This is a genomic window from Bradyrhizobium sp. B039, from assembly GCF_038965675.1.
In the GTDB taxonomy this organism is placed as follows: Bacteria; Pseudomonadota; Alphaproteobacteria; order Rhizobiales; family Xanthobacteraceae; genus Bradyrhizobium; species Bradyrhizobium diazoefficiens.
The window spans coordinates 7,337,976-7,361,148 of the sequence record NZ_CP152416.1; the positions used below are offsets into that span (position 1 = coordinate 7,337,976).

The 23,173-nt window shown below is 61.1% G+C and carries 19 protein-coding genes and 5 pseudogenes; 8 read left to right on the top strand and 16 right to left on the bottom strand.

The features are described from left to right. Nucleotides 1-907 precede the first annotated feature (907 nt). Both AAFG50_RS34925 and AAFG50_RS34930 read left to right on the top strand, forming a co-directional pair. On the top strand, nt 908-2,095 hold the full coding sequence (locus AAFG50_RS34925; RefSeq protein ID WP_174719465.1) for an IS256 family transposase: 1,188 nt from the start codon (nt 908-910) through the stop codon (nt 2,093-2,095). Between the two features lie 31 nt (nt 2,096-2,126). Further along, nucleotides 2,127-2,476: pseudogene (locus AAFG50_RS34930) on the top strand (SOS response-associated peptidase family protein); the annotation flags it as partial. 78 nt (nt 2,477-2,554) lie between these two features. Here AAFG50_RS34930 and AAFG50_RS34935 read toward each other — a convergent pair. The 3 genes and pseudogenes from AAFG50_RS34935 to AAFG50_RS34945 all read right to left on the bottom strand — a co-directional run. Continuing rightward, nucleotides 2,555-2,779 (bottom strand): hypothetical protein, encoded by a 225-nt coding sequence (locus AAFG50_RS34935; RefSeq protein WP_018647460.1) that lies wholly within the window; start codon nt 2,777-2,779, stop codon nt 2,555-2,557. A 145-nt stretch (nt 2,780-2,924) separates the two neighbouring features. Then, the gene (locus tag AAFG50_RS34940; RefSeq protein ID WP_231088510.1) at nt 2,925-4,079 is read right to left on the bottom strand and encodes an acyltransferase; all 1,155 of its coding nucleotides are present in this window, start codon (nt 4,077-4,079) and stop codon (nt 2,925-2,927) included. A 287-nt stretch (nt 4,080-4,366) separates the two neighbouring features. Then, a pseudogene (locus tag AAFG50_RS34945) lies at nt 4,367-4,695 on the bottom strand (transposase); the annotation flags it as partial. Between the two features lie 138 nt (nt 4,696-4,833). Between AAFG50_RS34945 and AAFG50_RS34950 the strand changes: the two are divergent. Both AAFG50_RS34950 and AAFG50_RS34955 read left to right on the top strand, forming a co-directional pair. After that, a pseudogene (locus tag AAFG50_RS34950) lies at nt 4,834-5,007 on the top strand (transposase DNA-binding-containing protein); the annotation flags it as partial. A gap of 221 nt (nt 5,008-5,228) precedes the next feature. After that, nucleotides 5,229-6,269: an IS4 family transposase gene (locus tag AAFG50_RS34955; protein WP_224516920.1), complete on the top strand. Its 1,041-nt coding sequence runs from the start codon at nt 5,229-5,231 to the stop codon at nt 6,267-6,269. A gap of 22 nt (nt 6,270-6,291) precedes the next feature. On the opposite strand, the gene AAFG50_RS34960 is transcribed toward AAFG50_RS34955, so the two are convergent. Then, complete coding sequence (locus AAFG50_RS34960; RefSeq protein WP_018647455.1) at nt 6,292-6,834, bottom strand: hypothetical protein; 543 nt, start codon at nt 6,832-6,834, stop codon at nt 6,292-6,294. A gap of 168 nt (nt 6,835-7,002) precedes the next feature. Between AAFG50_RS34960 and AAFG50_RS34965 the strand changes: the two genes are divergently transcribed. After that, nucleotides 7,003-7,584 carry a hypothetical protein gene (locus AAFG50_RS34965; protein ID WP_131234259.1) on the top strand — a complete coding sequence of 194 codons (582 nt, stop codon included), beginning with the start codon at nt 7,003-7,005 and terminating at the stop codon, nt 7,582-7,584. A gap of 566 nt (nt 7,585-8,150) precedes the next feature. Further along, nucleotides 8,151-8,756: a hypothetical protein gene (locus AAFG50_RS34970; protein WP_131234258.1), complete on the top strand. Its 606-nt coding sequence runs from the start codon at nt 8,151-8,153 to the stop codon at nt 8,754-8,756. Nucleotides 8,757-9,418: 662 nt separating this feature from the next. On the opposite strand, the gene AAFG50_RS34975 is transcribed toward AAFG50_RS34970, so the two are convergent. The 11 genes and pseudogenes from AAFG50_RS34975 to AAFG50_RS35025 form a co-directional block, all read right to left on the bottom strand. Further along, nucleotides 9,419-9,955: a helix-turn-helix domain-containing protein gene (locus tag AAFG50_RS34975; protein ID WP_018647449.1), complete on the bottom strand. Its 537-nt coding sequence runs from the start codon at nt 9,953-9,955 to the stop codon at nt 9,419-9,421. 751 nt (nt 9,956-10,706) lie between these two features. Continuing rightward, nucleotides 10,707-10,993, bottom strand: a pseudogene (locus AAFG50_RS34980) (DDE-type integrase/transposase/recombinase); the annotation flags it as partial. Between the two features lie 103 nt (nt 10,994-11,096). Further along, nucleotides 11,097-11,999, bottom strand: a complete 903-nt coding sequence (locus AAFG50_RS34985) for a hypothetical protein (protein WP_011084944.1) — start codon at nt 11,997-11,999, stop codon at nt 11,097-11,099. Continuing rightward, nucleotides 11,996-13,546 carry a hypothetical protein gene (locus AAFG50_RS34990; protein WP_026312707.1) on the bottom strand — a complete coding sequence of 517 codons (1,551 nt, stop codon included), beginning with the start codon at nt 13,544-13,546 and terminating at the stop codon, nt 11,996-11,998. The genes AAFG50_RS34985 and AAFG50_RS34990 overlap by 4 nt, the downstream gene beginning before the upstream one ends. 142 nt (nt 13,547-13,688) lie before the next feature. After that, the gene (locus AAFG50_RS34995; protein WP_026312706.1) at nt 13,689-14,687 is read right to left on the bottom strand and encodes a polyprenyl synthetase family protein; all 999 of its coding nucleotides are present in this window, start codon (nt 14,685-14,687) and stop codon (nt 13,689-13,691) included. 154 nt (nt 14,688-14,841) lie between these two features. Further along, on the bottom strand, nt 14,842-16,185 hold the full coding sequence (locus AAFG50_RS35000) for a cytochrome P450 (protein WP_018647447.1): 1,344 nt from the start codon (nt 16,183-16,185) through the stop codon (nt 14,842-14,844). Further along, the gene (locus tag AAFG50_RS35005; RefSeq protein WP_018647446.1) at nt 16,185-17,030 is read right to left on the bottom strand and encodes an SDR family oxidoreductase; all 846 of its coding nucleotides are present in this window, start codon (nt 17,028-17,030) and stop codon (nt 16,185-16,187) included. Before AAFG50_RS35005 ends, AAFG50_RS35000 begins: the two co-directional genes overlap by 1 nt. A 4-nt stretch (nt 17,031-17,034) precedes the next feature. Then, nucleotides 17,035-17,325, bottom strand: coding sequence for a ferredoxin (locus tag AAFG50_RS35010; protein ID WP_018647445.1), 291 nt, complete (start codon nt 17,323-17,325; stop codon nt 17,035-17,037). A gap of 1 nt (nt 17,326) precedes the next feature. Next, the gene (locus AAFG50_RS35015) at nt 17,327-18,616 is read right to left on the bottom strand and encodes a cytochrome P450 (protein WP_018647444.1); all 1,290 of its coding nucleotides are present in this window, start codon (nt 18,614-18,616) and stop codon (nt 17,327-17,329) included. Between the two features lie 83 nt (nt 18,617-18,699). Next, on the bottom strand, nt 18,700-19,905 hold the full coding sequence (locus AAFG50_RS35020) for a cytochrome P450 (protein ID WP_028176033.1): 1,206 nt from the start codon (nt 19,903-19,905) through the stop codon (nt 18,700-18,702). Nucleotides 19,906-19,921: 16 nt separating this feature from the next. Then, a complete protein-coding gene (locus tag AAFG50_RS35025; RefSeq protein ID WP_269466507.1) occupies nt 19,922-20,254 on the bottom strand; it encodes a cytochrome P450 in 333 nt (110 codons plus the stop codon). Nucleotides 20,255-20,714: 460 nt separating this feature from the next. Here AAFG50_RS35025 and AAFG50_RS35030 point away from each other — a divergent pair. Together AAFG50_RS35030 and AAFG50_RS35035 are read left to right on the top strand one after the other, a co-directional pair. Continuing rightward, nucleotides 20,715-20,881: pseudogene (locus tag AAFG50_RS35030) on the top strand (IS5/IS1182 family transposase); the annotation flags it as partial. Nucleotides 20,882-20,973: 92 nt separating this feature from the next. Further along, a protein-coding gene (locus tag AAFG50_RS35035) for an IS5 family transposase (protein ID WP_231088440.1) occupies nt 20,974-21,734 on the top strand; the annotation gives its coding sequence in 2 pieces (ribosomal slippage) (nt 20,974-21,313 and nt 21,313-21,734; 762 coding nt in all). Between the two features lie 583 nt (nt 21,735-22,317). On the opposite strand, the gene AAFG50_RS35040 is transcribed toward AAFG50_RS35035, so the two are convergent. After that, nucleotides 22,318-23,133, bottom strand: coding sequence for a YopT-type cysteine protease domain-containing protein (locus AAFG50_RS35040; protein WP_028153672.1), 816 nt, complete (start codon nt 23,131-23,133; stop codon nt 22,318-22,320). Between the last annotated feature and the right edge of the window lie 40 nt (nt 23,134-23,173).

Genomic DNA, 23,173 nt, shown 5'->3' on the forward strand with positions numbered 1-23,173 from the left:
GATCGGCCTTCACAGCGATGGAAAGTTTGAGAAACGCTATGCAGTCTACCTGAGATCTGTGCCCTCGGAATCCAGAAAGAAATAGCCAGGCTCGTTGTAATTCAAAAGCCGGCCCATAAACTCCGAGATCTTATTTCTCGCCCGAAGTCCAACGATAGGGAGATCGGATTTCACAGCAGGAGCCTGGAATTGACCGACCTGTCGTTCTACGACCAATTCGAGACTGCGCACCGGTGCAATGGCAATGTACGGTGCCTTGCATCCGCCCGCTGGCCCGCGAGGTACTAGGTCGCAACTTTGCGTTAGCACGATGAAGAATAAGTTCTTCGGATGGTGGAAAAAATGAGGATGAACTGCCTCCAGTAGAGCATCCAGCTCTAGCGTCCTTCGCAGAACGTCCCCTTGCATCAACTCCGTGCTCGAGAACGCCGTTGTCTCATATGCAAAGTGCATGGGCCAAGCATGAGCGCGGATCAGGATGCAGTTTTGGATGCGAACGTATCCGAAGGTGAGACTCGCCCCTCCAGTTCATCATTCAGCCGGCGGATCGCTTGTCGCGTCGACACATTGGCCGGCTCGATTGAGACGGTAATTTTTGTGAAGGCCCCAGACTTGCTAATCTGCGTTCGGTAACTACTGCGGCACTCGGTTCGGCATGAAACGATGTTGCATCTCTGCCCTTGGTGTTAACGACTGCGTCGACAGCACGCCATTCCTGTCTGGTCACCGATGTCGATGAAATTCTGATGTTTTTCGAACTCATTGCATTGCCCCGTAAATGTTTGTCAAAAGATTGCACGCCATCTCAAAACTGCTTTGCATTCGGTAACGTACAGAGTCTTTCGCACTTTCAGGATTGACGGCTTCCTCTAGAATGAAGGAGCTTTGAATGAACGATGGGAATGCCATGGGTCAGGTGATCCAAATTGATGAGGCCCGGATTCGAGATCACCTGGGCGAGATGGTCCGCGGGACGGTGGAAGAGACACTGAACGCCATGCTGGAGGCCGAAGCGGACCAGCTGTGCGGTGCTGGGCGTTATGAGCGCAGCCCGGCCCGGCAGGACACGCGGGCAGGCAGCTACGAGCGAACGCTGCAGACCAAGGCGGGCGACGTCAATCTGAAGGTTCCGAAGCTACGTCGGCAAACCTTCGAGACGGCGATTATCGAGCGCTACTGGAGGCGGGAGAGCTCGGTCGAGGAGGCGCTGATCGAGATGTATCTGGCCGGGATTTCGGTTCGGCGGGTCGAAGACATCACGGAGGCGCTGTGGGGCACCCGGGTCAGCCCGAGCACAGTGTCGAACCTGAACAAGAAGATCTATACCAAGATCGAGGCGCGGCGGAATCGCAGGATCGAAGGCGAGCATCCGTATCTCTACCTCGACGGCATCGTGATGAAGCGCAGCTGGGCTGGTGAGGTTCGCAACGTGTCGCTGCTAGTGGCCTCGGCGGTCAATGCTGAGGGGTTCCGGGAGATCCTCGGCATCTGTGAGGGCGCCAAGGAGGACAAATCCGGCTGGTCCTCGTTTCTGCGGCATCTCGTCGATCGCGGTCTCAGGGGCGTGCAGTTGGTGGTTTCCGATGCGTGCCGAGGTCTTGTCGAAAGCGTTGCGGATTATCTGCCGGAGGCCCGCTATCAACGCTGCATGGTGCATTTTTATCGCAATGTCTTCAGCCACGTGCCGTCGACCCGGGTCCACGAGGTGAGCCACATGCTCAAGGCCATTCATGCCCAGGAGAGCCGCGCCGCGGCCGACGAGAAAGCCAGGACCGTCATCGCGGATCTGCGGGCAAGCCGTATGGCCAAAGCTGCTGATCTCGTCGAGCAGGCGGTTCACGAGACGCTCGCCTACTATGCCTTTCCTGACATCCATTGGCGGAAGATTCGAACGAACAATCCGCTCGAGCGCATCATGAAGGAGATCCGGCGACGAACCCGTGTCGTCGGCGCCTTCCCCGACGGTCAATCCTGTCTCAATTTGGCGGCGGCCCGGCTGCGGCACATTGCCGGAACGGCGTGGTCGACCAAATGCTACATGAACATGCGACCGCTCTATCAGCCACAACTCTCTGAAACCGGAGCCGTCGCCTGATCAAAAGTGCGAAAGATTCTGGACAGTACCGCCAAATCCCGAGACGAAGAAGAAAGATGTGGTTTGGTTCGCGCTCGAGGAGAGCCGGCCGCTGTTCTGCTTCGGCGGCATCTGGACCGAGTTCAGAGGCGACCGCGGCACCAAGTCGAAGCCGATCCCCGGCCCCACCTTGTCTACGGCTTCCTGACGACGTCACCCAATGCGGTCGTCGAGCCGATCCATCCGAAAGCAATGCCCGTGATCCTGACCACCGAGGAGGAGCGCGACATCTGGATGCACACTCCCTGGGATGAGGCAAAGGCGCTGCAGCGCCCGCTGCCCAACGACGCCCTGAGGATCGTCATGCGCGGCGCAGACAAGGAAGACAAGATCGCTGCGTAGGCTGCATTTGCACGGGCACCTGAATGTACTTTTTGGCGGAGCGCTCGCGGGAATGCGACTGAGACGCTGACGTCCCGTCTAGGTCGCATGTGTGTCTGCTCGGGTACGCGGCCCAGAGCGTCCGCGATCTGAATGCGGCTCTTCTCTCCCCGAATCCTGAAACGCCTTCAAGATGGAGTTCATGTCGTATTGGCGGACGACCTGGATGCAATTCATCAGGTCGAGTTCAAGCTCGCCGTAATTCAGCAGGGTGCGGCCGATTATCGCCATCTCTTTCGGGAAGATATTGTGAATGGGAAACATGTGGTCTGCCTGAGTTAGCTCTTTCAATTACCCACATCTCATACCTAGTTAATTACCCTGAAGCTGGAAGGCCAGAGGGGGCGAAAGCGCTTCTGAGAGCAGAACAGGATAAGCACATCCGTGCATACCTGCGGCAGTGCCTGCATTAGCCTTTGAGGTGCTCAAATGATCTGCGACGCAAAGTGGCACGGATCGGTTCGTCGATATATCGCTTAACAAGAAAGCTAAAAGCGATTGCAACTAGAGTCATGCTTGGTACCGCTAGCGCTGCATGGATCTGCGCAACCCAACCTGCCGAAGTTCCGCCGAACAATAGCATGAGTGGAACGTAGTGGGTCATATAAAGCGGATATGAAAGATCTCCGATAAACTCGCTAAAACGGTTGATCGACGGACTCCCGATTGCATTAGCGCCCAGCCAAACAAGGAGCGGATATACGATTGTGACGATCAGGAAATCGTAGGGCTTCCAAAGGAAGGGCCAAAAAAAGGTCGCAAGCATGATAAGCGGAAGGTAATATGCTGCCCCTGGCAACAGCGGTTGCCTGCCAATACGGCAAGCAACAACGCCCGCGATAAATGAAAAACCTACCCGTACAAAGCCAATCCAGAAGGTTCTGCGGTCGAAACCGCCGTTTAGGCTTCCGAAATCGTAGCACGTGTATGCCGTTGCAACCGCGGCGAAGGCGAGCATCGCTAGCAACCATCGAAGCGATAGTTGGCGCAGACAAAGAGCAAACGTTAGGCTCGCCACATACTCGCAAAGCAATGACCAGGCGGGAGCGACAAAAGGAAAAATAGGAAAGCTGGGATCGTGGACAAATAAGTGCGGCAACAGAAGTACGCTGCAGGTGAGGAGAATAAAAAACTCCGTGACACTAAAATTGAATAACGCGGCAGCCATAGGCGCATAGAATCGTCCGATTACAACCACAACGAAGCCCAACAAGGAGCCAATTACGACGAGCGGATGCAGTCGTATCAGACGCCTTTTAATAAGTTCTGTGGGTGACAATTCTACGCGAGAAGGGTCGTAGGCAAATGCCATTACATACCCTGACAAGCAAAAGAAAAAATCTACAGCGAGATAACCGTGAGGAATCCGGTTCTGAGGACCGAACTGAAAGGGTTCATAAAAATGTAAAACGGCGACACAGATGGCAGCAATTCCCCGCATGCCGTCAAGAATGCTCAGTCGCGCGACCTCTTTGGCAGCCAGCGACCCGGGGTCTTCGGGAAAGGCGTTGGGGGGCGGTAAATTCGGGGAGGCGCAGCTGGATTTGAGCATCGCGTTCGACATGTAGGATTCTGCAATTCTATTAACGCATCTGTCGCATTTCTTTACATATACATGCATATACATGCATATACATGCATATACCGTGTGCCGCTACACGGTCTGAGCACCGTCAACTGCTAGCCCGGCCTATTCGTCAGAGGGCGGCTTTTGGGCCCGATTGATGCGGCCGCACATCTTGTCTGGCGAGGCGCACAGGATTGCCTTCGGCTTTTCACCGCCTGACGACCCGTACTTTGCAACGCGCTTGAGGGATGGGGTGGGTGAACGGGGGGCGGACGCCCCGCCGGTCAAGGACCGAGCGGCAGCAGCGCGCCTGGCAAACGGCGGATCAGGTCGGCTCGGGACATGCCGCGGCAAACGCAAGGCGAATGCGGCTCGTGGTCTCGACCACACGGGCAGCGATTTTCAAGAGACGAAGACGCAGCGTCGCGAACTCGGCAGCGGCCAATTCCCGGACTTTGGGAATCGCCTCGCGCACGGTCAGCATCAGCCAATAAGCGGCCGTATGGAGCGCGAGACGGACCTGGTTGGCGAGCGCCGAACGGCAGCTGGTGCGGTCGGAGGCGAGCTGCGTCATATGCAGCTTGATCAGATTCTCGGCTCGGCCGCGCGCGCATTGTAAGCGGCAAAGAGATCTTTCAATTACCCACACTTGACGTCGGATTTGAGCGGGGCGCCGCGGTCGAAATCTTGAATCAGTAGAATCTGTTGTGATTCGTTGTTGAGCACCTGATTCGGAAGTGCGGGGTGCTCGATGGGCTTGGTGAAGGAACGCGCGGTGGCGCGTGCTCAGCGATTGACGACCGGTATCGAGACGTGGGTTGATCGGGAAGTTGCGGGATGCGAGTTTAAGGATGAGCGGCTTGGTCGCCGGTTCTGCAAATTGCTCGCACAAATCGGGAGCGACATGGGTCAAAGCATCCCGTTGGTTTGTCAGGATTGGGCCAACACGAAGGCCGCCTATCGATTCTTCTCCAACGAGCGGGTCGACGAGGCGGATATTCTTGGCGGTCATTTCGAGGCGACGCGCGAGCGCGTAGCGGCGAGGGAGGGACCGATCCTCGTCCTCCATGACACGACGGAATTCAGCCTCAAGCGCGAGAAGCCGGATCTGATCGGCTTTACGGGCAAGACGGCAGGACGCACGCAGTGCGGCATCCTGATGCATTCGAGTCTCGCCGTGACGACCGAGGGGCTTCCGCTAGGACTGTCGGCAATCAAGTTCTGGACCCGCAAGAAGTTCAAGGGGACGACGGCGCTGAAGCGAAGGATCAATCCGACACACGGGTGCCGATCGAGCAGAAGGAGAGCATCCGCTGGCTCGAGAATTTACGGCAATCGACCGACCTTCTTGCTGCCCCTGGACGATGCGTTCATATTGGTGATCGCGAGAGCGACATCTATGAGCTGTTTTGCCTGGCCGAGGAGGTTGGAACGCATTTCCTGGTGCGAACCTGTGTTGATCGGCTTGCCGGGGACGGCAATCATACAATTGCCGACGAAATGGACGAGGTTACGATCAAGGGTCTGCATCGGATCAAGGTCAAGGACGACAAAGGCGATCCCGACGACGCCGTTCTTGAGATCAGGTATCGCAAGATACGCGTCCTGCCGCCGATCGGCAAACAGACGAAATATCCCGCACTCACTCTGACCGTGATCCATGCTCAAGAGCGGGGAAGGCCGAAGCGGCGAAAGAAAATCGAGTGGAAGCTCCTCACCGATCTCCCGGTCCAATCGCGCACGGACGCCATCGAGAAGATCGAATGGTACGCGTTGAGGTGGAAGATCGAAGTCTTCCATAAGATCCTCAAATCGGGCTGCAAAGCAGAGGACTCAAAATTGCGAACTGCTGAGCGTCTGGTCAATCTGATCGCGGTCTTCTGCATTGTGAGTTGGCGCGTGTTCTGGATGACGATGCTCAATCGCTCCTCGCCGAATGCCATACCGCAAACGGCGCTGACGGATCCCGAAATCAAGCTTCTTGATCATTTGGTGAAAGACCGGGGTGGTAATTGCTCTCGACGAAGCACGCTCTCGTACTATGTCGTCAAGATCGCGCGGCTCGGAGGATACTTGGCCCGAGCCAACGATCCGCCTCCAGGAAGTACCGTGATCTGGCGCGGACTCTCGCGGCTGAACGACATCGAACTTGGAGCCGCAATCGAGGCAACAACTATGGGTAATTGAAAGGAGTTAGCTTGCTAATGGTCTACGGCTTGAAATGGATAATCGAGCGAAGGAACTCGGGCATCTCAGGGCGCGTGGGACACGCATACTCAGTCGGTGGGGCGCCATCCTTGAAACCCAAGCCATAGCGGAAGGCGATGACGAGGTGTGCGGCATAATTCGTTAGTTCTTCAGTGCTGAATACCTGGGCTTTGGTCAGAGATCGCTTTTTCGAGCGAAGGTGAAAGACGAAGTCGTCGCCTTCATACTCCCCAGCGATAGAGTGAACGACGTTATTTCTGACGTAGTGGATGCCTTTTAGTATTGGCCTTAGTTCATCGAAAGCCTTCTGCGCTGGGGCCGGTAATTCGGAAAGCTTCGACAGCTGGTGAATCTTTTCCGCCCGCTGGTCTGCACTCAGGGTGAAAACGACTATTACTGCTTCATCATCGGTGAGGCGAAGAATGACTTTCAGGCAATTTCCCAGGATGTGCTCGATGTGGGACCAGCGCAAAGCCAGGACGCCGAGCTTGGCGTACTCAGCATCCGTGAGGGCTGGCTCAAAATTATAGGGTGTGGGGATCATGACGTCGCCCTGTTAAGACGCGGCCTTAGCCGCAAATTCGCTTTCTGGTCCATGCATGATCAGCGTTGCGCCTCTGCAAACCATCGCCCAGTTCTCGGTGCTGGAAAAGCCTGGTGCAGAAATCTTTATGGTCGCGTCGAATCTGGCGGGCGCTGGCGCGTTCTGAACGTGAACGATTCCGGCCGCAGGTTGACGGTCACCAAAGCCTCATCTGCTGGCGCGCCCCGTTATGGCGGTACAGCCCAAGCGCCAAGCGGCTTGGTTGCTGCGCGTATGAAATCGATCTACGACGGTCATTCCTCGAAAGGCCTCGATGTGAATGAGGCAACAGCAGCTATGATCAAGGAAGGGCGCAAAGCCTACCGCGACTACCATCTCGATAGGCACCGCTTTCTGCAATACGGTCAGGACGTCATTGTATTTCCTTGGTCAGGTGCACGCCTCGCTCAGACAATGGTGCTGGCTTTACGTCGAGAGGGCGCAAAGGCTTCGATCGAAAACTTTGCCGTCTTTGTCGAAAAAACATCTGCGGCCGACCTTAAGGACCTCCTGGTCGCAATCAAGGAACAAGGCCTACCTGAAACGGACGAGCTGGCGCGCGAGGCACGCCAACTTCAATCTGACCGCTTCGATCGATATCTAATTCCCTACCATCAGCGCCTGGCATTTAGCCGGCGCTTTCTTGTACGAGAGGGCTTTGCCGAGCTGATCGATGACCTGCTTGCTGCGGATGCCGTAACGGTGGGCTAGCCTCAGAGTTTGTGAACGAGTGCTGCACCGGAGCTTGACCCAACTATCCGATCCACCCCCGCGAAAACTGAGGCGCACGTCTGCTGGGCGGATGATCTTCGCCCGAGTCGGGGCGACGCAACGGCGATCAGTTGTTAATCCACGGCATCACGAGGCAGATTTGATTAGAATCATATTGGTAGCGGCTCCGCTTGTGATCACCGCGCCTGCGAATGCCGTTTACTTCACTTACTTCCGATGGGAGTCGTTACCTGCGCAGATCCGCGCTGCCTACATGGCCGGTTTCTACGACGCGCTGATTAGCGTTGCCTCTGACGAGCAAGATGCCAAGGCAGGCACGCATTATCAATTGCATTTCGAAGAGCAAAATGACAAACGTCCAGCTCGCAGACAATGTTCGCGCATTTGCTTCGACCCGTCCTAACCTTCAGACCGCAGGAGTTGGGGGAGCTCTAATCAATTATCTGATTGAGTTCTGTGGAAAGCCCCAATAGATATGAAGGTGGACCGATTGATCGCGGCGTCGATTAGAAAGATTGACCTGGATCGCCTTATCGAGGGCTATCTTGAGCACGACGATGAAGCATAAAGGCGTCTCTGAAGTCGCGCTCGGGGCACTAGTGGCTACTGCCTTCTGGTTGATAGTAGGCCTACTGGTGGGCGATCCTGCACGCTTCAAAGACTTCGCCGGCCCGGCCGCAACGGTCTTCGCTGCAATTACTGCTGGCTGGATTGCCTACCGGCTTGGTCAGAGCCAAATCGCGGTCGCCAAGGTTCAAGCGGATATCGCAGAACGAAATTGGAAAACATCGAACGAAAAGATAGTGCTTGATCTCTTTGATAAGCGGCTCGCCATTTTCGAGGAGATTAGAGGGATAGTCGGTGAGGCATGCCGTAGCGGCACCGCTCCTGACGAGCTATTCTTTCGGTACGGACGAGCGATCGATCGCGTGCCCTATTTCTTCGGCGAGGACGTTCAGAAATACCTGGAAAAGATCCGTCTGCATCTAATCAACCTAAACCTCGCCAACTCGATGATGCAAAATCTCATCGATCCGGAGCGTCCGACATGGGTCAAAAAGCGCGGAGACGAGTTCATGGCGATAACCAAGTTCTACGAAGAAGCTCCACGCCTTTTCGGACCGTACATGAAAGCCCATCAGACAGCTTAATCGCGCAGAACGCGGGCAGCCGACGGCCTCGGTGCGCTACCTGGGACGATCCTCCAGAAGATCGAGGTACATGCAGGGTCACATAGCCCTTGGCACCGTCTAGGAGCACCTTGACTTGGGTGGCAGTCGCTCCCGGTCCAAGGATGACCCCTTTCCGGCCACTGAGGCGAGGCCCTGCTGACAGGGCAACGACTATCCGGCGACCAGCAAATAGCTCGTCTTTGGCAACCAACAGAGATCTGCCGAATTCGGCAGGGTACGGTTTGTGTTCCGCGGCATCGCCCGTCATATCGCAAGTCCGTTGCTGCGGAAAGCGAGATCTAGTGCGCTACGGCTTGCGCTCGCGCTTTGGTTGCGATTGAATGATCGCCGCCAAGGGGGGCACCGGTGGCTACATTTTTGAAGGTTGTTTCGGGGGTCTATTTGTTTGTCGTGTGGCTCGTCTTTGTTGGCGCGCTTCGCACTCCAGCACCACCGACCATAGGTTCAGACCTACTATTCCACTTGGGAGTATTCCTGGCTGCGGTGTGCTTCTCGATCCCAGCTGTCATCCTGTTCGCATTCGGTCAGATGGTCGGTGAGCTTCGTTCGATCCGGCACTACTCCCGCCAGCAGGCAGAGCATCTGAAGGCGATGCGGGCGTACTACGAGCCGCATGGGGGTTAGTTAGTGCAATGCATCGCCCCCGCCGCATAGAATTCGTAGTCATCGCGCGCGGCTGCAGCTACTTCAGGGACAGATAAGGGATCATGTACGAATGACGGTTCGCCTTTTTCGTCACGCTCGTTCGCCTTTTTGGGGACTGCACCGGCAGAAAGCGCACCGACGTTCGCCTTCTGGTCATCCAAAGGCTCACCATTGTTCGCCTTCTGGTCAGAAGAAGGCGAACCCACATTCGCCTCTTCGAGAAGAAGGCGATAGGCATTGACGTAGGTCCCGCCTTCCTTGACCTCGAACTTGAGGTAGCCGAACTCGGCTAACCGTCCGAGGCTCAACTGCACGCCGCGGACGCCCTTCTTCCCAAGATCTTTAGCGATGGTGGCCTGCTTGCGGCGGGCTAGATCGGTCTCGTGATCGATCGCATCGGCGATATACCAAAGCACCCGGAAGTCTTGATCGGTAATGCGTAGATCGCCATTTGCGCGCGTTAACAGATGGAGCTTTCGCCGGGTCCGGTCCTTGTCGAGAATTGCACTCACGGCCGCACCATCTTCCGCGCCAGGGCAGCGGCGAAGGCAGCTTGCATGGCGGTTCCGGATTGCGGCTCGGGAGACTGGGTGCTAAATTCGAGGCTACTGGACTTTTGATTGCGATCTGGGGCTGCCTTAGCCGAGGCGGCCCTTCGCATTTTTGGCCCACCATCCGGCGGCTTTTGATTGCCAGTGCGCGAAAAAGCGCTTGCGGATCAATCTTGCCCGAACGGGCGGTTTGCCAATCTAAGCCATTGATACCGGCTGATGTGCTTGTTCTGCTGGGATCACCAATTATTTCAATAACTTAGTCCGCATTTGTTCGTCGACATCGTGTTGCGCCTGTTGCGCAAAATTACCCGATAATTCCAGCGATTGCCAACAACTCCCGGCTGCTCGGCGCGACATGGCCCGCGACAGAAAGGGCTGTGAACAGGTCGTAGCACGCTCCCCCATTTCTCGCCGATTGTGTGCACAATTGGCGCGCGCCGAATCGGGCCGACGGGGAGGTCGAGCGCTACCGTCTTGCCGAATGGCTTCAAAAAAAGAGAGTTGACAATAATCCGCAATTAAAGGGCCGATTGACAGAAGAGTTTTAAGCGCAACAAGCGCGACCCGTTGATGAGGCCTCGATCCGCGATCTCCATCAGGGCGAGCGGCCATGCTATCGGTCGCAATGATAGGCCGTATACATGAACGCACCCGACCGATATCCAAATTGCTGCTGAAATCCCTTGCATCCGCGCGGCCGTCTATACATGAATCTCTCGATGAAGCCGTTCTGCATCGGCTTTCCCGGCGCGATGAAGTGCCAGTCGATGACCGTGTCCTTGCTCCAGGCCAGCATGGCGTTGCAGGTGAACTCGGTGCCATGGTCGGACGCGATCATTCCTGGCTTGCCGCGTCGCTCAACGATTTCCTTCAGTTCGCGGGCCACCCGCCGCCCCGGATTGACGTCTCCGGAATGGCGCCCAGGTATTCCTTAGTGACGTCGTCGACGATGTTGAGAATGCGGAAGCGCCGGCCGTTGGCGAACTGGTCGTGGACGTGCAGTCTCAGGGCGGTGTCGCTCATGCTCGCTCCATCGGGCGGCGGCGTTGCGTCGGATCGGGCCGACGGCAGCGCGCGCACGCCGCCGCCTCCTGCGCGTTCAGGCCGGCGCGCGCTGGCCTCCCCTCACAGCGTCGCTGCGGTAGCGGCTGGTCGAGGTCCGGTAGTACTGCACGCGGATGGCCGCCATGGCCTCGATCAATGGTCCCCACGGCGCGGGAAAGCGTTCTTCCGCCATCACCCGGTGCAGCATGCGCGTATGGCCGGCCAGCTCGTCGTTGAGGAACTCCACCACAGGCATAGCTGGATAGCGCTGCAGCAGCAAGATCACCGCGTTGTCGGCCTCGCCGGCCGACCTGTCCTTGTCGCATCCATGCAGATCGTTCTGCAGACGCCCTATCGCGGAGATGAGCCGCAGGACCTGGCGAAACGCCGGACGCGCGCGCAAGGTCGCCATATCCAGCCCCCACAGCAAGGACAGGCAACAGAACACGTTCGCGTAGGCGATCGAATCGATGCCGTTGTGCAGGTACTCAGCGTAGGACCAGCGTTCCGCCGCTACCGCCTGCGCGTGTCCGGCGCGCAGCGCCGCGGAGTAGCACCGGGTATCGTCGAGAAGCTGAGCATAATCGCGACGATCGTAGGCGAGCGTGGCCAGCGAAGCGCGCAGCACAGCGCAACCCTCGAATCCGGGGAGCGCGCACGGCACGCCCTGCCCCAGCGCTTGCTCCACCGCGGCGAGCTGTTCCGGCGAGATCAGGCCAAGGTCGTTGCAATCGTCGAGCCAGAACAGCAGCGCCAGTTCGCGATAGAACGTCACTATCAGCGTTTCGTCCTGCGGATCGCGACCGGTGCGGGCGCTGGTGCCGCGCAGGCTCGGGTGGATGCGCTGCAGGATGTACTGGCCGCCCCTGACCGCTTCCACGGCATGCTCGTCGGCGAATCCGGTCAGGGAACGTCCCCACTCCAGCACCTGCTGCACCGCGCGTTCAGTCTGGATCATGGCGCCGCTCCTGCCCCCTCGGCCAGGACGCGCCGCCCCCAACGAAGCGCCAGCCACAACCCGGCGAGTTCGGCCACGCGCACGACCCGAGTGGGGCAATACAGTTCCTTGCCGATCCACAGCGGCGTCTGCGGCAATCCATGCGCCGCATGGCGGGCGAGCATCCACTCCAGCGCACGCGCCACCACCTGCGCGATGCGCCGGCGCCCTGTCGCCTCTTCGCTCCCATCCATCACGTGCAACGCAAACAGCGCATAGGCGGTTTCCTCGAACGTGGACCCGCGACCCGCGCCCCAGCCACCGTCGTCGCGCTGCGCCTGCAGCAGCGCCGCCAGCGCGCGCTCATCTCGCCACTGGGGCTTGCCTTGCGCCAGCGCAGCGACCGCATGCGCGGTGGGATACAGCCACGAAACGTGCCATTTTTCGTTGTCCCATAGACCGTGCGGGTTGCGATTGGCCTCGACGTACGCGCTGGCGCCCGCGGCGGGCTTTCCCAACAGTCGCAACGCATGCAGGGCATGAATGTTGGTCGACACCGAGGCATTGCGTTCGCCGGGGAAGGTGACGAACAGCTCGCCGATTTCGAAATGGCGCAACGCATCGACCGCCGGGTCACGGCCTGCAAGGTGCAGGACGCACAACGCAACGGCGGTGTCGTCCGCATCAGCCGCGAAGTGCAAGGCCGGGCCCAGACCGTGCACGCCCAGACGGGCGTCGAGCTGCGCGACGATCACGCGAACCGCCTCCGCGAGCGCGGGATGCGCGAAAAGCCCGGCCAGATGCAGGGTGTACAGCGACCAGCATGGCTCGAACACATTGATCGGCCAGACGTTGGGAAAGACACCTTCGATGCCGCTGCGCGTCGCCCGCGATGCCATCTGCAGATACGCATCGGCGCGCCCGACCTGCGGCGTGCTCCCCCGTGTCACGGCCTGGGCACGCCACGCGGCGGTGGCCGCCGGACTGATGCCGATGCTGCCGTCGTCATCCGGGCATGCGGTGGTCGGCGACGTCCCCCAGGCTTCCCAGGAGTGTAGCAACGGATGGCCGCTCGGCAACATCGCCACCGCCCCCAGCTTGACCAGGCACGCTTGCCGCAATGGCAACAGCGCAGGATGGCGCGGAAACGCTACGCCACCCAGCAAGGATGCGGCCTCACCGCAAAACTGCGGCAGGATCAGCTCCGCGCCGATCGGCGCGTCTTCTGGCACCGCATGTGCGTAGGGATCGGGCTGGCGCTGGAGGAACCTCGTTGCAGTCTGGACTGCGTCCGCAGCTCCGGGAAGAGGATCGGCACGCTGCAATGCCAGTAACGCCGCCCACGTGGGCGCATGGCGGAACAGCGGGAAGTCCGCGCTTCCCCATCCGCCGTCGGCCTGTTGCTGCGCGATGAGCCACGCGTATGCGTCCTGCCGACCGGTGACGTTGCCGTGGAAGCGCAGCGCCTGCGCCGTGTCGTAGACGGACGGACCGACGCTGCCGCCATCGCTCATTTCGCTCAGCAGGCGGCGCAATTCGGAAAGGATATGTTCGGACAGCGCGTTCACGCGGGATGTTCCGTTTGCAGAAACGTGCGCCGCGGCGGGCAACCGCTGCGATCGGCGCCGCGGACTCGGACACAGTGCAGGATGCACTCTGCCGCCGGCCGATCGCAGCGGCACAGGGGCGACTCGATGCGGACGGGCGCGCTCATGCGCGTGGCGCGTGTTTGAACAGATACGCGTTGGCCCACTGTATGAGTTGCGCCAACCGTTCCGCACGCGGCCCCAGCGGCGCGATGGCCTCGCCGGCATCGCGCAACAGATCCAGCGCGAACTGGCGTGCTTCCTGCAGTCCCATGATCGACGCGCAGGTCGGCTTCTGCGCCGCCGCGTCCTTGCCGGGGGTCTTGCCCAGCGCCGCGGTATCCGCTGTCACGTCGAGAATGTCGTCGATCACCTGTAACGCCAGGCCGAAACAGGCGCTGTAGTGATCCAGCGCACAGTAAAGTGCAGCGTGCGCGGCATTCACGCCGACAGCGCATAGCGCGCCCATGCGAACGGACGCGCGCACTAGCGCTCCGCTCTTCATCCGGTGCATCGCCACGATCCTGTCCAGCTCGACGTGCTTTCCAACCAGCGACAGATCTATGGCCTGCCCGCCTGCGGCCCCCTCGGCGGACACCGCCTGCGCCAGTTCGCGCACGAGCGCGATAGGGGTGTCGCCCGGCGCATTCAGGCTCGCCAGGGTCAGGAAGGCGTGCGCCTGCAGCGCATCGCCGACCAGGATCGCGGTGGCTTCGCCGAACTTGACGTGCACGGTCGGAAGGCCGCGGCGAAGCACGTCGTCGTCCATCGCGGGCAGATCGTCGTGGACCAACGTACAGGCGTGCATCATCTCGATGGCGGCACCGACGTCATCGAGCATGTGCGCCGGCGTGTCGGCCAGTGCGCCGGCAGCCAAACAGAGCAAGGCGCGGGTGCGCTTGCCGCCATGCAAGGTGGCGTAGCGCATCGCCGCCATCAGCTCGGTCTCACCGTCGTCTTCGGCGCAGAGAAGACGCGCCAGCGCCTCTTCGACCCGCTTTGCGCCGTCCTGCATCCAGATCTCGGGCAGCAGCCTGCCGGATGCGCCGCGCGCCTGCGCGCCCAATATGCCGTTCGCGGAAACGCCAGCTCGGTCGTCGTGTGGCGTGGAACCAGTCTGCATGTTGTTCATGTCCTTGTACCTGCCAGGAGACGGCCACGGCGAGCGGCGAGCCGCCGCGGTGTTGCCGGCCTCGCACCGAGCGCGCGCGCCGAGTGCAGCAATGCCGCGCGTCGCCGGCGCCGCTGCCTCACCACACGGGGCATGCGATGCCAGCTCATGAGAATCCGATGCGGATAGTCATGGACGGATGTGCGGTCGGGTAATAGCGCCGGCCTTTTTCGACGCCGCTCAGCAACCGCGGCCGCACCCCGGCCTCGTGCATGGTCAGCGCCAAGGCGATACAGAACTGCACCAGTTCCAGCCATACCAGGTGGTAGCCCATGCAGAAGTGTGGGCCGGTACCGAACTGCAGCATGTCCACCGGCCGGATCGGCTCGGTGCGTTGAAGCCACCGCGCCAGCCGAAACTGATCAGGCGCCTCGTGCAGCAGCGCCGAGGTCGAGAAATGCAGCAGCGGGATGCACAGATCGGTGCCCGTAGGAATGCGCTGTTGGCCGAGTCGCAATTCACGCAGTGCGCGACGCACTAGGAGCGGCGTCGCCGGATGCACGCGCAGCGTCTCGCGGAACAGCGCCTCGGCGACCGGACACTGCGCCAGGTCCGCGTGCCGAGTCGGCACCGCGCCTACGCGTTGCGCCTCCTCGACCAGGGCGTCCCACAGCCCAGGCTGCCGCGCTAGCTCGATCACCATCCAGGCCATCGTCGAGGCGGTGGTGTCGTGACCACCAAGCAGCAGCAAGCGAATATTGGCGACCAGGACGTCATCGGAAAGCGCATCGTCGCTGCGATCGAAGGCGCTCACCATGTCGTTGATCAACCCGGTGCGCGAGGCATGTTCGCGCGCGGCGCGGACGAACTCGCGCAACCGCGCATCGATCCAGTCGCGGGCGGCGCGGCCCCGCCGCAAGGGCAGTCCGGGCAGGTCGACCGGGGGCGCGACGATCAACTGCAGCAGTTGCCGGTACTTGCGATGCCATCCCGGCAGGTCCTGCGCGGGGATTCCCATGAGACTGAAGATGAGCTTGAGCATTAGATCGCCGGTTTCGCGCAGGATGGTGACGTCGCCCCGTTCCCGCCACCTCTGCACGCGCGCCCGGATGACGGGCGCGAACAGCTCGCCGATGCCGGCCAGGGTCAGCCCCTTGGGCAGAAGCGCCGCCTGGATCGCATCGCGCGCCTGCCGGTGCGCGATGCCGTCCTGGGCGACCAACGTTCCGCCAAACAATTCGGGCGCGATGTCTTCGATCAGCGCCGAGGACACGTCCTTGTGCCGGAGCAGTGCGAGAGCATCCGGATCCAGACTGGTCATCAGGTGTCCGGCAGGGCCGAAATCTAGCCAGAAGTGGCTGCCCAGCGTCCGTTCCGCACGCCGCAGCAGGCGCGGCAGGTCGCAGACGACGGCGGGAAGATGCCCGACCAAGGGAAAAGCGCCGGGCACGACCGGGATGTCGTGCCGCAGCCGATGCCGACGGTTCAGCGGGTTGAGCAGCATGTCCATCAGCAGCGCGGCGCCGCGTCCGCTTCTGCGGTCTCGCCGGCAGGCCGCGCGGCGCGGCTGTTGCCACCGTCGGCGTATGTCGGCACATGCGCCAGCATGCCGCCGTCGATGCACACGACCTGGCCAGTGATGAACGCAGCATCGTCGGAGAGCAGGAACGCCACCAGCGCGGCCACGTCCTCGGGGCGGCCGATGCGCGGCAGGAGCTGGTGACGGCGCAGATGGGTTTGCATGCACGCGTCCAGCTTGGCGAGGAGTCGCTCGGTCATGATGAGACCCGGCGCAACCGCATTGCAGCGGATCTGCGCATGACCGTACTGGGTGGCAAGTGAGGACGACAGCATGTTCATCGCCGCCTTCGACGCGGCGTAGGATGTCAGTGCGGTATCACCACTGAGCCCCTGGCACGACGACATGTTGACGATCGCGCCACCGCCGCGGGCGATCATCCGGGGGATGGCCTGCCGGCAGCAGAGCAACGTGCCACGCAGATTGGTCGCCATGGTCTGATCCCAGACCGCTAGCTCCAGCTCGAGGATCGCGCGGTCGCGCGGGGTCAGATGCATCGCGCTCGCGTTGTTCACCAGCAGGTCGACCCCGCCGAAGTGCCGCTCCGCCGTCTCGAACAGCGCTGCCACCGCCTGCGCATCGGCGATGTCGATCGCCAGGGCGAGCGCGTGGCCCGCTTCGGCCGCGATCTGCGCGGTGCAGGCGATAGCCGCCGAGCCATCAATGTCGGCCACCACCACTCTGCCGCCCTCGCGCGCGATGGCGAGGGCGCATGCCTTGCCGATGCCGGCGCCGGCGCCGGTCACCACGGCCACTTTGCCTTCAAACCGTCCCATCGTGTCATCCTAGATTGTGCTGGTCTTTCGCGGCATGCCGCTCGGCCTCCGCTGGAGAAGGCGCAGGGTCGGCGCTGGCGGGCTCGCCATCGCCAGCGTCGCTTTCGATGACCCGAATGGCGGCGACCGGGCACTGGCTGGCCGCGAGCCGCACGGCGGCGTGCAGCGCATGCGGGACCGTCGCCACGCACACTTCGGCCACGCCGTCCGGTTCGCGCTGGCGAAAGGTGCCCGGCAGCGTCAGCACGCACTGCCCGCTGGTTCCGCACAGATCCTGGTCGACCATGACGCGCATCTCAGCTCCCCTGCGCATGCAGCCGCACCGGCAGCGCGCGGAACGTCCGAAGGAACGCCGAGGGCTCCCGGGTCGGCTGCCCGGCAAATGCCAGCGTGGGGAAGCGGGCCTGGATCCGCGGCAGGCTCTCGGCCAACTGCACCCGGGCCAGTTGCGCACCGAGGCAGAAGTGAATGCCGTGGCCGAAGCTCAGCATGATCTTCCCGTCGGTCGACATGCCTGGACTGGTGCCGTAGAACCGCGCGGGATCGAAGCGATCGGGATCGGCGAAGGCGTCCGGGTCGCGATTGCCGGACGCGATCAGCACGCGCACGTCCGCGTTCTTCGGAATCACCACGCCGCCCAGTTCGATGTCGCGCTGGGCGATACGCGGGATGGAGCTGAACATAACGGGCGCGTCGCAGCGCAGGACTTCTTCGACGAATGCCTTCACCCCCACGGCGTCTCCCTGCAGCCAGTGCCGCTGTTCGGGATACGCCAGCATCGCCAGGACCGCATGGTCGATGCTCGCAGCAGTGGTGACGAAACCGCCCAGCAGCATGCCCCACAGCATGCTGATCAACTCCGCATCCGACAGTGTGTCGGCATCGTCGTCATGTGCGCCGACCAGCATCGACACGATGTCGCGGCGGGGATCGGTGCGCTTGCGCTGTATGAGGTCGCCGAAGTAGGCCCGCACCCTGGCGCTGGCCACGTCCGCCGCGGCGAGCTGGGGATCGCTGGCGTGTGGGCCCAGGCCTTCCAGAATGGCGCCGATGCCGGCAGCGAGCTCGAACATGTCGTCTTGGGGCATGCCGAACAGTTCGGCGAAAACCAGCATGGGCAAGGCCAGCGCGAATTCCCGATGCAGGTCCACCGGCTCCCCGCGCTCCAGCGCGGGCGTTATGCCGTCCAGGCGCGCTGCGACGATGCGCGCGATGCTCGGCCGCAGGTTGTCGATCTGGCCCATGGTGAAATCGCGCGAGATCAGCCGGCGCAGACGCGTATGCGTCGGTGGGTCCTTCATCGCTAGCGTGGACGCCAACAGATTGAGCGACGGGCTGGTCGCCGCACGCGAGAAATAGCGCGCCAGTTCGCCGGGCGCCGGACCCCGAAACGCATCGCCCGTGGCCTTGAGCGCCCAGTAGATGTCGGCGTGGCGGCTCAACAAAAAGAGGCCCGACGCCGCGCGATGCACCGGATCGTGCTCGCGCAACCATCGCATGAACGGATACGGGTCGTGGATGCACGCTGGCGACGCCAGTTCGGCGAAGGCGTCCCGGCATGCTGCCGTGGTTTCTTGCACGTCCATCCTGGTTACCTGTTGGCGGGCTGATCTGACCGGCGCGCGGCAGATTCCGGAGAAGATCGAGATCGCCCGTGGCGTCCGCGACATCACCAGAGCACCGGGAACTGCTCGAACCCGCCCGTGATGATCTCCTTGCGCAACTTCAGTTGTTCCGGCGCCACGGCCAGGCGCAGCGCGGGAAGGCGCTGGAAGATCGAACCGAACACCACCTTGAGCTCCAGCCTGGCCAGCGCCACGCCGATGCACGCGTGCGGCCCGTAGGAAAAAGCCAGGTGCGGCTTTTCCTGGCGTTCGATATCGAAGATTTCCGGGTCGTCGAAATGGTGCGGATCGAACGACGTTGCCGGCAGGCCGACCAGCACCTTGCTCTCCGCGGGAATATGCTCGCCCGCGATGGTCACGTCGGTCCTCGGATAGCGCATGATGCCATCCCAGCCCGCGCCCGGCGGGTACATGCGCAGGATTTCCTCTACCGCCTTGTCGACCAGGGACGGATCGCCGACCAGGCGTTCGCGCTGTTGCGGATGGCGGAACATGGCTAGCAGGCCGAATTCGATCTGTGCGACGGTGCTCTCGTGCCCCGCCACCAGCATGCCCGCCGCCAGGCCAACCGCCTCTTCCTCGCTCGCCTTGCCCTGGTCGACCGCAGCGAGCAGATCCGTCAGCAGGTTGTCGTCCGGATCCTGGCGCTTGTCGCGCATCTTGCCGCGAATGTAGGCGCGCAGTTCTTCCCAGGCCAGGCGGGACGCGCTGCGCGGGCCGCTTTCATGCTGGTGCGTCATCACCTCATCGGACAGCCCGGCGAAAAAGGCGTGATCCTCGTAGAGCACGCCCATCAGCGCGCTGATGACCATGGCCGGAAGCGGAAAGGAGAGGTGGCGCCGCAGGTCGGCGGGCTGGGGCTGGGCCGCCAGCGTCTCGAACAAGTGCGCGGCGATCGCTTCGACCTGCGGCACGAGCAGCTTCACCCTGCGGTTACTGAAGGCCGGCGCCACGATCGCGCGTAGCCGGGCATGCTCGCGCCCCTCGTGCGAGACCAGCCACCCCGGCGAACCGAGAATCACCGAATCCGGGGTGAATGCCGCCGGCGGCATTCCCGCGGGCCGGAACGCCGCGTCGGACAGCACCGCCTTGGCCTCGTCATAGCCTGTCACCCACCAGCCTTCGTGCCCGGAGGGGAAGCGCACGCGGTGGATCGGACCGCTGGCGCGTAGCGCCAACATCTCGGGCGGGGGCTCGATGTGATCGACGCGCCACATCGGCAGCGTCGGCAAGGGTTGTTGTTCGGACATGGTGGCACTTCACTCTCTAAGCGATGGAAGGGCGGAAGGTGACCGGCAGGCGCTGCGGGCAGCGAATGACGTAAGACGGCATGTAGACGACGTCCTCCGCGGCGATGGTCAGCGCCAGATGCTCCAGCCGCACGAACAGCGCGGGGAAGGCGCAGCCCAATTCTAGACGCGCCAGCGCTGCGCCCAGGCAGAAATGCGGCCCCTGGCCGAACGACAGGTGCGGGTTGCGCCGCCGGGTGACATCGAACCTGTCGGCATCGCCATAGATCGACTGACCGTACGGATTGGTGAAGGAGGTTCGACCGTGCCCCCGATGTGTCCGCCAATATAGCCTCCGGACCAGTCCCACACCGTGAACAGAGCAAATCGCGTGCCGAAGTGAATTCGCAGGCTCAGCAGGCACTACATAGCTGCGCGTAGTGTCAGGTTTCTGGCATTCAGTCTCAATGCCGACAACGGGCGCAGCAAGTGCCCGACAAAGGCCTGCTCTCGCGCTGAATGTGCGGGGCAGCCCTTGCGCGAAATTTCAAGCATCTGGATTGGCTGCAGCAGGTGTGGTTCGCCGGAAACCACTCCGATGCCGCCGGGGTCATCGAACGCGATCGCGTCAGCCTGTCCGGAGGGCAAGACCTCGCCGCCTTCGTGGCTCTGGTTACCTAGATGCGGAAGCTCGGGGACGGGGCGCGGTCGCAGCGTCACGATGCCGGGAGTGGACTGAGCGCGAGCTAGATAAGGCGATTCAAGCTATCCTTGAGGGGGTGCCGGCAGCGAAGTTGAAGGACAAGATCGGCACTCTGGAAGCACGCAAGCATGAGCGTCTGCTCAAGGCCGTGCAGCAGCGCCTTGATGCAAACACAGAGGCGATGCGCCAGCATCGCGAGACAGTCGAGCATCCGTTCGGCACGATAAGGCTCGCATGGGAGCGACGCAATTCTTGAACCAAACGCTTCCAAAAGTAGCTACGGAGATGCCTCTCGGTTCTGGCCTTTAGCGTAGGGCGCATTAGGGTCTGTACCTAAATAGCGCCACGTGATTCTCTTGCCTACGTGTTGATTCGGGGGCGAGAGAATGCGCGCTGGTTTGTTTTGGCTGAACGACAGGCAATGGGCGCGTATCGAACCGCATCTGCCGAGGGGACTGACGGGGCCGGATCGGGACGACGACCGACGCATCGTCAGCGGCATCATTCACATGCTGCAATCGGGTGCACGATGGCGTGATTGTCCACGTGAATACGGCCCTTACACGACGATCTACAATCGCTTCAATCGCTGGGCCAAGCGAGGACGATGGTGCGCAATCTTCGAAGCGCTGGCCAAGCCTGGCGAAGACGGCGTCGTACTGTCGCTCGACTCGACCTCGATTAAAGCTCACCGGTGTGCCTCCGGCGGAAAAGGGGGGAGCACAATCAAGCAATCGGCCGCTCGCGCGGAGGCCGCACGACAAAAATCCATGCGCTGAGCGATCCGCTCTGCCGGCCGGTCGTCCTGCATCTGACTCCAGGCCAGGATGCCGATGTCGCTGCGGCTCCCGATGTCCTGGCGCTCGCGCCACCCATGAGCGTGCTCCTCGCCGACAAAGGGTATGATGGCGACAAGCTTCGCGGCGAAATCATTCGTCGTGGCGCCAAGCCCGTAATCCCCAATAAATCTAACCGTGTCGTCATCCATCGCTTCAACAAACGCGCCTACAAAGGACGAAATGTCATCGAACGCTGCTTTTGCAGGCTCAAGGACTTCCGGCGCATCGCCACGCGATATGACAAGCTCGCCCGTAATTTTTTGGCCGCTGTTCATCTCGCCGCTCTCGTCGCATATTGGCTCAATTGAGTCTGGACCCTAGATTAGCGACCAGCGCCGGGGTGCATTCTGTGGCGCCGCCCGCAGCGGCGCAATCGCTGGAGTCGCGCCCCTCAGGTCCTGCAGGGAGCACCCTGGCAATTTGGAAAACTCCGACGCTTTCACCGTTCGAAGATAAGGTGCCTTGTCAATCAAGACTTTGGCTTTTCAGGATGAAGCTGCTTGTAAGAGTCACAGCTGGACCAATATCGATGCGCCGGCTTTGCGTGCTTCAAAGTTGATGTCGTGGAAAGTCATATTCTGCGCACAGTCGGTCTGGATCAAGCGCGTGGTTCGATAGCGGACGGCATGGATTGTCGCCGCAGCAATTGTTTCTTGGCGACGTCAGTTGAGCAAACCGCAGGCGGCCATTGCGAAACAGAATTGCAATTTGTGCCGACCGTCATGGATAGCGGGGTGCCGCCCCCCCGCTTTCGATGCCGGCACAATCGCAAGCCGGCACGCAGCCGCCTATCCGCTGCAGATTTGCCCCCGCCGCGACCGAACGCAAGCGCCGGCCGACGCATCCGCGCCTTCACAGAAGGCGTCAATCACCGCGGCCTGAAGGCCCAACTCACTGCATCCTTTGCGTCGTGATTGTCGACAAATGCTGCCCGTTGGGATTCCTGTAACGATTGGCGAGGCTTTGTAACAATGAAGCCATCTGGTCAGGATCTGATCGAACAGTAAATTCTCCATAGTTAGGGTCGAAAAGCGTGGTCGTTCCATTCGAGGCCGACGTCGCCACTGTGTGGGCGCCGCCTTCAGCGAAATACAAGCTGAGTAAATGGTTCGATCCGTCTTCATTGATTTCGTTCACCATGGACTTGACGTTCGAAGACTTGCCGAATGCGAATCTCTTCTCTTCTCCAGCCGGTTCCAAGCCTGCTTCCTCCAAAATGGTATTTTGTGCCTGAAGGTCGGCCTGAGAAGATCCTGCTCCCCTGCTTCGTAACTGATCCTTAAGACCTTGATATTGCTGCTGCCGTTCAGCCGCTGAGGCGTGCGTTTGCGATCCGGGTGTAAGCGCACTCATTCGGGTTGATGGGCTGTTGCTAAGATTGCGGAACCACTCCGCAGTCAGCCCGACGCAGATGCCGTCCACATTCGCATCACGCAGGTCGGCCGTTCTGTATTCGAACAAGGAGGTGGCCGGACTCTCTGGAGAGGATGTACTGGGTTCGGAGGCGCTAGAGGTTTGAACGTTTGCATCCAAGGTATGTGGCTTGCTGCAGCAGGCCCCCATCTTGTCAGGCAACTCCCCCGATCGTGAGCTCCACTGGGGCGCGAGATCTGCAAGTGTTTCTGTAAAGCTGCCGCTATCCACCGACTGGCTCGGTTCGTCAGTTTGGCTAGTGCGTGTAGATGAGCCACCGATTCGATCATACATGACGATTCACCTCTCTGTGCTACAGAGCTGGCCCCGGTTG